Below are 6,000 nucleotides of genomic sequence, written 5' to 3' on the forward strand. Positions count from 1 at the left end.
CGAGGCCGTCTCATCAAAAGCTTTCTTGTATAACTTCTTTTGCCACAGAGTACCATTTTTTTTACAAGCTATTAATATCCATCTGGTTTAGAGGGGTGCTATACTATCTAGCTGTGTAGAAGAAACTACTCAAGCGTTCTTCATGTCCTCTGATAGGAGCGCCCAAATGTTGGCAGATCATAGTCTAGAGCTACAATCAGGGCATGAGGAGAGACTGGACCCGTGGCCGGAGGCTTCTCTTGACCTGGTTACCCTGCTGCGCCGCACAGGCTTTGGCATCAAGCTGCGCTTTCTTATATCGATGCTTATTGTTTCATTTATCCCTGTCAGTTTATTTGTTTTGTTCTTTTATGGGTCGGCATATCGACTGGCTGGAAGAAACACCTGGCTGCTGCTCTGTGGCATTCTCCTCTTGACGGTCTTGACCGCAACGTGGGTCTTTCTTCCGATTGTGCGCCCCATCCGCCGGGCGACGCGCCGGATTACAGCGACCACGGACGAGGTACGGCGTCTGACCGTCGACGCGCAGCGCATTGCCGAAGAGCAGCAGATCGGTACCTCCATTTTAGCTGCGGTCAGTCGGCATCTCGCCGTGCGTCACACGGCTATTGTGCGCGATATTGCCCTGATTACGCGAACGTGTCAGAGCCTGCAGCCTCGCCTGGCCTTTCTGCACCAGCGGGCCCAGGCCAACCGCGATAGCGAGGCCCTGGAGGCGCTGACGGCTCTGCGTCATGGGTTGCAGCAAATCTCCTTTCTCTCTGCTCGAATAGCTGATGCCTATGAACGCGATAGATTACCGGAGCAGCTAGATAAAGCTATGAAGAGCGCTCAGGAGATTGCGGCCCAGTTCAGCGATGCCAGTCAGCAGCTCACCAGAGATCTGGAGCAGCTTGAACTAGCCACCGAGGCCCTTATTTAAGCTCGTCAAGGGTGATCCGAGGGAATTCTTAGCCCGCCCACCCAGAGGGCAAGTGAGCTGGTCGGTCTACTGGAGGACGATGGGGACGGCGATGCAATGTACACCAAGGATTTCGCGAGCCTGCTGCAGCTCCTAAGCCTGTCTCAGCAGAGCGGGACACTCATCGTGCTCCGCCAAGGGGAAGCCTGGCAAGCCAGCTTGCAGCTACAGAAAGGTCGCCCTCTCTCGTGCATCATCATCAGCCTTGTCGATGGGCGGCTCCTCATGAGCGGCGCTCAAGCGATTGACTGGCTTGCCAGTCGGGGAGAATTACAGTGGCATCTGACGGCAGAAGAACAGAGAGGTGCCGCCAGCTCGGCGCCGGCGGCAACAGTTCCGATAGCGGGTCCTGGCCAACGCAGCGCGCCACGCCCTTCGCCTTCACAGGGGATAAGGCCATCCCATCTTGTGCCCCGGCGGCTGCTCCAGTCACCTCCTCCCTTGTCCTGGTCACGTGAGGAACGGCTGCTTTTTGCCTTGATCGATGGGAGCCGAACGGTGTCCGAGATTGCTCATCTGCTCCGTCGCTCACCAGAACAGATTATGCCTCTGCTTCTCTCTATGATCCAGAGAGGAGCTATCACGCTCGAAGAGATTCATCAATGAATTTAATAGATATGGTTACATATATAACTAGAGAGGGGGAAACCCATGACTCCTTTTGCATCTCCGCTAGTGCCCAAGCAGAGCCCATCTGTTGGCGATGAAGTGGCCCCGGAGAGTCGTCCTGCGCTGCCCAGTGAACGCCTTCCGCTTGGTCGCTTGCCGCGTGTCCTCCGCCCGCGCGATCTGACTGTCCTCTGTCTGTTTGCTGTCCTTCTCATTAACAATGTCCAGACCGTAGGAGCGGCGGGGGGAGGCAGCCTGTTGTACTGGGCCCTGGGCTTCCTCTGCTTTCTCATCCCCTCGGCGCTGGTCTGTGCCCAGCTCTATCGCCTCTTTCCCGGTGAAGGGGCAGTCTACTTATGGGCAAATCGTGCCTTTGGCAATTTCTGGGATACCTTCCTCGGCTTTTTCTGCAACTGGTGGCCTGGGGCCATTGGTTTAACTGTGGAGGCTGAGGCTGCCGTCGCCAGCATCCAGAGTCTCAACAGCAATTGGCTGAGCCTGCCCTGGGAGCAGGGAGTGGCGGCGGTCCTGGTCCTGCTGGTGGCGCAGTTGCTCTGTGCCCTCGGCCAGAGGCAGCTTCAGCGTATCTTGAATATTGTTTTCGCGGCCTATGCCCTCATGTTCGGGCTTGTGGGCCTGGCCGGCCTGGGGTGGCTTCTGAGCGGTCAGCCGCTGCGCGGAGATTTCTCGGCCCACTCCTGGCAGCTCAGCGTCTCCAGTCTGCCCGTGCTCGCCATTGTCACTGTTGCCTTACTAGGAATGGCGGTGCCGCTGAATATGGGGGGAGAGGTCGTCGACCAGCGGCGCAGTGAGCGCTACCTCTTATGGGGCACGCTGATCATTATCGCTGGCTACCTCTTTGCCGCCTTTGGTGTTCTGGCTGTTCTTTCCCCCGCGGAGCTGAAAGAGACATCTTTTGTATCGATACTTTTCAATCATGTTTTTGGAAGCGAAATTGGTGATATTATTTCTGATTGCTATTATATTATAATGTTTGTCTATTTTATTTGCGCGACAGCCGCCTACAATGCTATGTTCGGGCGCTTGCTCTTCGTTGCTGGTCTGGATCGCCGCCTGCCCCGTGCTTTGGCGCGCCTTAATTCCAACGGGGTGCCTTTCAATGCCATGCTCTTACAGACGGTGATCAACATAGTCTTTATCTTTGTTATCTGCTTTGTAGCTCCTGTTGCGCCTAATCAAGAGCTGGCGCTCACCGTATTTCTGGTCGTCATTAACGGGGCCTCGGTCATCTGGGACATAGCAATGATCAGCCTCTTCCTGTGCGGTATTCTGCTCTGTAGCCGTTACAGTCGGCAGCTGCGCCGGCGCTGGGTTGTGCCGTCACCACTCTTTTACCTATCTGCTGTACTCGGAATCGCCTTGACTGGTGTGGCCATCGGCTGCACCTTCTTCGCTGGTTCTCCAGTACCAGCGGTCTTGAACAACGAAGACTGGGGCTTCTGGGTCTTGCTTTTTGTGCTGGCCAGCCTGACGGTGGGTGCTATCTACAGCTTTCTGGTTCCCGAGGCAGAGGACCTGGCGGCGCTCTTACCGCCCGATGGCCAGGCGTCCGTATCGCCGCTGGCGGCCAATCCAGCTCTACAAAAGGTGTCTCCCGTTGCTGCGGCCCCCGGCCCTCTCGCCGGCTGGCCAGGAGGGGGGCGCCCTCTTCAAGGAGGTGCTCTACAGCAGACCGAGCCAGCCGTGTCGCCGAGGCCCGGCTCCTTTCCCAGTCCTGGGGGATGGGAGCCATAGAGTGAGCGCTCAAGGGTGGTGAGCCTTGGCATCACCGGGGTGAGATGGACCTGACAGGTGATGAGTCAGGGACGCTGAGCAAGTGCTCATGAGAGATGAGATGAGAAGAGAAAGGAATGGTGCAAGATGAGTGAAAGCCAGATGCAGACCTCATCGGAGCTGTTGTCTCAGAGCGGGGCGCAGGGCTATACCTTGCGCAAGGACAGCCTGGGTCTCTTCGACGCCATTGCCCAGTCGGTGGCCCTGCTCTCGCTGGAGATGGGAATTGCGCTCTCCAGCTCCTTTGCCGCCGCTTCGGCGGGGGCTGCCGTGCCCCTGGCCTATGTCGTGGCTGGCCTCGCCAGTCTCTGTCTGGCCTACGTCATCATTCGCTTTACCAGGCGCATTGCCAGTGCGGGTGGCCTCTATACCTATATCGCGCAAGGGCTTGGGCCGCAAGCCGGCTTTATTGGCGGCTGGATGTATGGCGGAGCTTTTGCTGCTGGGGCTTCCTTTACGCTTGCTATTTCCAGTATCTTTCTCGATCAGTTATTGGAGCACCTGGGGCTGACACTTCACTGGTTCGTCATTTTCTGTGTCTTACTGGTGTTGCTCTTTGTCCTGGCCTTCTTTGATGTTCGGCTCTCGACGCGAACGCAACTACTACTCTCCTTTATCGGTCTGCTCTCGGTCCTCGCCCTGGCTGTGATTATCCTGGCCCGTGGTGGGGCGAGCGGCATTAGCTTCACCCCCTTGTCGCCGGCTGGACTGGCTGGTGGCTGGTCCTCGCTCTTCTTCGCTGCCATCTTCAGCTTCACCTCGTTTATTGGCTTCGAGGCGGCGGCAGTGCTCGGAGAAGAGACACAGCGTCCGCGCCAGGCCATTCCCTGGGCCATTCTAACAGCGGTGCTCGTGGCCATCATCTACTATGTCCTGGTCTCCTTCGCAATGGCCAATGGCTACGGGGTGGCCCACATCGATCAGTGGGCCAGAGACGAAGCTCCCCTGGACACGCTGGCAACGCGCTACGCTGGGGCTTTCCTGGCGACTCTCATCGATCTCATGGTGGCCGTTGGGGCCTTTAGCGCCACGCTCGCGGGGGTCATTCTGGCTTCGCGCATGATGTTCGCCGTCGGACGCGATGGCGGTCTACCGGCGGCCTTCGCCGTGACCCATCCTCGTTACAAGACGCCCTGGGTCGCGATTCTGGTGGTGCTGGCTCTCACGCTGGTGCTGGGGGCCGCTCTGGGGATACAGCTGGGGCCGTTCCTCTTCTTCGGCTTCATGGCGACGACGGCCTCGCTTGGCATCCTGCTGGCCTACATTCTGGTAGCCTTATCCGGGATAGTGGCCTCCATCAGGGCCCGCGCGCGTGGCGAAGGCAGTCCACTAGTCCTGGCCTTCGACATCCTGCTGCCCTTGATTGCGATCGTGATCTGTGCCTTTACGATCTATAGTTCGATTGTGCCGGTGCCGCAGTTCCCGCTCAATCTGGCTCCCTACATTACAGCAGCCTGGCTGGTCATTGGTCTGGGGCTGCTGATCGCTCTTCAGCTGCGCAATCCCCAGCAGGTGCAGCGCTTCGGAAAGATCCTGGGAGAGCACGCTGGCGAGTAGCCGCTGAGAGCGCGCTGGCGACGAAAGAGCGTCTAGTAGGAGGAAAAGCGATGACAGAGGCAATGGAGCAGTCGGGGAGAGGAGCCTCGCCCGAGCTGCTAGCGGCTATGGAAGCCAATCTGTTTGAAGCCTATGCCCATCTTGGGCGGGCCTTGGGCGGTGAGTTTCATCAGCGTAACGGCCTGCTCTTCTTTTTCAGCGGGCGACCGGTCTTCTTCGCCAATGGGGTGGTCCGCTGTCAGCTTGCTGAGCAGGAGGCCGATGAGCAGATCGCGCTCCTCTGTGCAGAGGCGCGACGCCGGCAGGTGCCTCTGACCTGGTTACTGGCCCCCTCGTCGCGTCCCAGCGACCTCGAACAGCGTCTGCAGGCGCAGGGCTGCCAGCTAGACGAGGAGGTACCGGGCATGGCGATCGATCTGGGGCAACCTATACCGGCAGGGGCGCCGCCGGTGCCCGAGGATCTGGTTGTCGAGGAGGTCGGCGAGGCGCGGGCGATGGAGACCTGGTTGCAGGTGCTCTGCGATGGCTTCGGCTTCCCTGAACCGATCAGAGCGGTCTTCTTCGATCTCTACCAGCGCTATGGCTTTCTGCCGGGCCAGCAGGTGCGCTATCTCCTGGGCTTCCGGCATGGAGAGCCAGTCGGGACGGCCCTGCTGACTTTCGGTGGGGGCCTGGCTGGTCTCTACGGCGTGGCCACCCTCCCCCAGGCGCGTCGTCAAGGAGTTGGTACAGCCATGACGCTGGCGGCCATGCGCACGGCTGAGCAGCTGGGTTACCGCCGCGCTACTTTGCAGGCCACGCCGATGGGCTTGAACGTCTATCGACGCCTGGGCTGGCAAGAGTATTGTCTTTTCAAGACCTATGTCCTGGCCTGAGCAGCCAGCGCTCGTGCTGCTGAGCCTGGCCCGCTGATACAGCAGGGTGGCCAGGCCAGGCGTGGACGGACGGAGGAGGCGCCCCTAGCAGCTGCCAAGAGGGGCGCCTCCCTACTGCTTTGCTGCAAGTGCTCGCTGCGACCGCGTTGCCTTTGCTCTGCCCAGGTGCCGACCACTCCGCATTCGGGCTACCGGGTTTTGACA

General features: G+C 59.2%; 4 protein-coding genes. All 4 read left to right on the forward strand.

Going from position 1 to position 6,000, the window contains the following annotated elements; translation table 11 throughout:
- Positions 1-166: 166 nt before the first annotated feature.
- Complete coding sequence (locus IRZ31_RS08590) at positions 167-922, forward strand: hypothetical protein (RefSeq protein WP_297152440.1); 756 nt, start codon at positions 167-169, stop codon at positions 920-922.
- Positions 923-1,612: 690 nt separating this feature from the next.
- Positions 1,613-3,325 (forward strand): APC family permease, encoded by a 1,713-nt coding sequence (locus IRZ31_RS08595; RefSeq protein WP_297152445.1) that lies wholly within the window; start codon positions 1,613-1,615, stop codon positions 3,323-3,325.
- A gap of 126 nt (positions 3,326-3,451) precedes the next feature.
- Positions 3,452-4,921, forward strand: coding sequence for an APC family permease (locus tag IRZ31_RS08600; protein WP_297152448.1), 1,470 nt, complete (start codon positions 3,452-3,454; stop codon positions 4,919-4,921).
- Between the two features lie 50 nt (positions 4,922-4,971).
- Positions 4,972-5,796: a GNAT family N-acetyltransferase gene (locus tag IRZ31_RS08605; protein ID WP_297152451.1), complete on the forward strand. Its 825-nt coding sequence runs from the start codon at positions 4,972-4,974 to the stop codon at positions 5,794-5,796.
- Positions 5,797-6,000 lie beyond the last annotated feature (204 nt).

The sequence above is a fragment of the Thermogemmatispora sp. genome (assembly GCF_019683635.1).
In the GTDB taxonomy this organism is placed as follows: Bacteria; Chloroflexota; Ktedonobacteria; order Ktedonobacterales; family Ktedonobacteraceae; genus Thermogemmatispora.